The following is a 3,224-nucleotide window of genomic DNA, read 5'->3' as shown; positions in this document are numbered from 1 at the left end:
TCCGCTCCCGCCGGGCCGGCCCCGGGGCAGTGAGTCGCCGCAGTGCGCCGAGCAGCCCGGCCGCGTCCTCGGCGACGTCCGACACGCCCAGCGCGGCCATCCGCCGGACACCGTCCGCGCCGTGTCCCGGTATCGGGCGGTATCCCACGACCGGCAGCCCGGCGGCCAGCGCCTGTACGGCGGTCTGGCCGGCGGCGTTGTCGACCAGGGCGCGGGCGGCGTGCAGCAGGCCGGGCATGTCCGTCACCCAGCCCAGCGCGACCACACCCGGTGTGCCGGACAGGGCACGGCGCAGTCGTTCGTTGCCGGCGCAGAGAACGACGGGCAGGAAGCCGTGGGCCGTCAGGAGCCGGACTGTGACGTCCAGGTGCGAGCCCACTCCCCAGGCACCCGCGGACAGCACCACGGGGGGCCGCCCGGGACCGAGACGGTCGAACAGCCCCCGCCACCCGGCCGCTCCTGGCGCGTCGGGCGCGTCGGGCGCGTCGGGCGCGTCGGGCGCGTCGGGCGCGTCGGGCGCGTCGGGCGCGTCGGGCGCGTCGGGCGCGTCGGGCGCGTCGGCGAAGAATTCCGGAGCCACCACCGGGCCGCAGGTCCACGCGGGCGCGCCGGTGCTCTCCCGCACCTCGCGCGCCGCTTGCTCCGTGAGGCACAGGTGGTGGTCGTTGCCGGGATGGAGCCACTGGCGGTGAACGGCGAAGTCGATCACGAGGACGACGCTGGGCACCGGCAGCAGTCCGCGTGCGCGGAGATGGCCGGTCAGCTGGGCGCCGAGATGGAAGACGGGGACGACCACGTCCGCGTCCGAGCTCTCGGCCAGCTCGCGCAGCCGGCCCCCGGCGAGCCGGGCCAGGGGCGTGCCGCCGGGGCGGCGACCGGCGCCGGGGCGCAGGAACAGGCGGTACAGGGCGGCGTACGCCCACGGGAAGTGGCGCACCGAGCCGCGGTAGAAGTGCCGCAGCGCGCTGCCCAGCCCGTACGGCAGCAGCGCGAGGACGTCGACGACCAGGGCGTCGTCACCGCGCTCCCGGGCTCGGCGGACGAGTTCGGCGGCAACCGTGTCGTGCCCGGCGCCCATACTCGCGCTGACCACCAGCAGACGTCTGCCGTCCCCGGGAGTGGACCTGGTCACGGGCCGGCGGGACGTTGCTGAGCTGCGAGGACGCACGGCGGTCCAAGTTGCCCGTCCAGTCACTCCCAAACCACAACACACACGGGCGTTTCGGGCGTTCCGCCAGGGATACTCCGTGACCGCCCGTCCGGCCGAACGCCGGAGCCCGACCGTCCGGTCGGTCTCTCCCCGGTGTCCGCCCCGAGCCAAGGTGGTCTCCATGGTCCATGCGTTCTCCCGCCCCCGGTCCGCCCCCGGCCCGCAGGTCGTCGCGCCCGGCGCGGACCACGCCAGGACCCGGCGTGAGCCCGTCGGTGCCCGGAGCACGCGGACGCGCACGGCACTCGTGACGGGCGCGTCCTCGGGCATCGGCGCCGCCCTGGCCCGACGGCTGAGTGACGAGGGCGGCTGGCGGCTGGTGCTCAGCGGACGCGATCCGTCCCGGCTGCGCGAGGTCGCCGAGGACACCGCGGCCACCGCCTTCGCCGCGGACCTCACCATGCCGGGCGCCGACCGGCAGCTCGCCGACTTCACGCTGGCCACCGTGGGTCCGGTGGACCTTCTGGTGGCAGGTGCCGGGGTCGGCTGGGCCGGGGAGTTCCTGGACATGCCCCCGCACACCATCGACGAGGTGCTCGACATCAACGTGCTGGCCACACTGCGGCTGGTGCGACTGGTGCTGCCGGGCATGGTGGCGGCCGGCGCGGGGCGGGTGGTCCTCGTCGGATCGCTGGCGGGGAGCGTGGCCGTGCGCGACGAGGCCGTGTACTCGGCCGCCAAGGCCGCGGTCGGCGCCTTCGCGGACGCCCTGCGCTACGAGTTGCGGGGAACCGGCGTGGGGGTCACGCACGTGGTACCCGGTGTCGTCGACACACCGTTCTTCGAGCGCCGGGGCGCTCCCTACCTCCGGTCCAGGCCGCGTCCGGTGCCCGCCGAGCGCGTGGCCGACGCGGTACGGACTGCGGTGACGCGGGGCCGGGACGAGGTCTACGTGCCCGGCTGGCTGCGGCTGCCGTGCCGGGTGCGGGGCGCGGCTCCGGGGCTGTACCGACGGCTGGCCGCACGGTTCGGATGAGATCGGGATGAGCGGGAGCGCGCGGCGGTGAGTGTCCTCACCGTCGTACTGGCCCTGTTCGCGGCGCTGTCCAACGCGGCGGCGTCGGTACTGCAGCGCCGGGCCGCGGCCCAGGACGAGGAGCGGGCGGGCGCCGTCCACACGGTGGTGCGCTCGCTGCTGCGGCTGGTGCGCGACCCGTACTGGGTGGCCGGCGCGGCGCTGCTCGCCCTGACGACGGTGCTGCAGGGGGCCGCGCTGGCGGTGGGGAGCCTGGCCGTGGTCCAGCCGCTGATGGCCACTGAGCTGCTGTTCACCCTGATGGTCGGGAGCGTGGTCTTCCACCGGCGTCCCGACCTGCGGACCTGGCTGGCCTTCGTGGCCCTGGCGGTGGGGCTCGCGCTGTTCCTGGGCGCCGCCGCGCCGTCGGCCGGCCATGACACCGCGACTCCCGGCCGGTGGGGCTGGGCCGGTCTGGCGCTGTTCGTCGTGGTGACGGCCTTCGCGTCGGCCGGCAGCCTGGTCAGGGGCGCGCCCCGCGCCGCGCTGTTCGGGTCGGCGTCCGCGGTGGCGTTCGGCGGTACGGCGGGGCTGCTGAAGGAGGTCACCGGGAGGCTCCCCCAGGGGGTGGGCGCCGTTCTGACCCAGTGGCCGCCGTACGCCATGGCGGTGGTCGGGGTGATCAGCTTCCTGCTGTTGCAGAGCGCGTTGCGGGCGGGGACGCTCGCGGCTTCGCAACCGGCACTGACCCTCGGCGACGCGCTGACCAGCGTCGCCCTGGGCTGGGCACTGTTCGGCGAACAGATCGCACTCGGGGTGAGGGTGCTGCCGGAGCTGATCGGCGTGGCGTTGATCGGGCTCGGCAGTGTCGGGCTGGCCCGCGCGCCGTCGGTCCACGGCGCGTGGGACACGGCGCCGGCGGCACGGGACGGGCCGGAGTCGGGCAGGCGGGAACAGGAACAGCGGGGGTCATGACCGAGCTGCGCGGAACCGCGGAGCGGGGCGGGAGACACGGGAGACACACGGATGCGTGAAGGGTTCCATGCCGGACCGGCGGCG

Annotated in this window: 3 protein-coding genes; 2 read left to right on the top strand and 1 reads right to left on the bottom strand. The window is 75.7% G+C overall.

Features of this window, described 5'->3' with window-relative positions; translation table 11 throughout:
- Window positions 1-1,078: galactosyldiacylglycerol synthase (locus EBH09_RS32620; protein WP_121751117.1), on the bottom strand; the 1,078-nt coding region annotated here is incomplete at its 3' end.
- A gap of 253 nt (window positions 1,079-1,331) precedes the next feature.
- On the opposite strand from EBH09_RS32620, the gene EBH09_RS32615 reads away from it, so the two are divergent.
- Together EBH09_RS32615 and EBH09_RS32610 are read left to right on the top strand one after the other, a co-directional pair.
- The gene (locus EBH09_RS32615; RefSeq protein ID WP_193776651.1) at window positions 1,332-2,186 is read left to right on the top strand and encodes an SDR family NAD(P)-dependent oxidoreductase; all 855 of its coding nucleotides are present in this window, start codon (window positions 1,332-1,334) and stop codon (window positions 2,184-2,186) included.
- 27 nt (window positions 2,187-2,213) lie between these two features.
- Window positions 2,214-3,140 carry a DMT family transporter gene (locus EBH09_RS32610; protein ID WP_121750436.1) on the top strand — a complete coding sequence of 309 codons (927 nt, stop codon included), beginning with the start codon at window positions 2,214-2,216 and terminating at the stop codon, window positions 3,138-3,140.
- Window positions 3,141-3,224 lie beyond the last annotated feature (84 nt).

Source organism: Streptomyces sp. E2N166 (assembly GCF_003671715.1).
Taxonomy (GTDB): Bacteria; Actinomycetota; Actinomycetes; order Streptomycetales; family Streptomycetaceae; genus Streptomyces; species Streptomyces thinghirensis.
Note: the sequence above shows the minus strand (reverse complement) of the source record. Positions and strands in the feature narration are given on the sequence as shown.

Bases quoted from the DNA above. Each gene is read 5' to 3' on its own strand.
- EBH09_RS32615 (WP_193776651.1), top strand. From the start codon at position 1,332: ATGGTCCATGCGTTCTCCCGCCCCCGGTCCGCCCCCGGCCCGCAGGTC.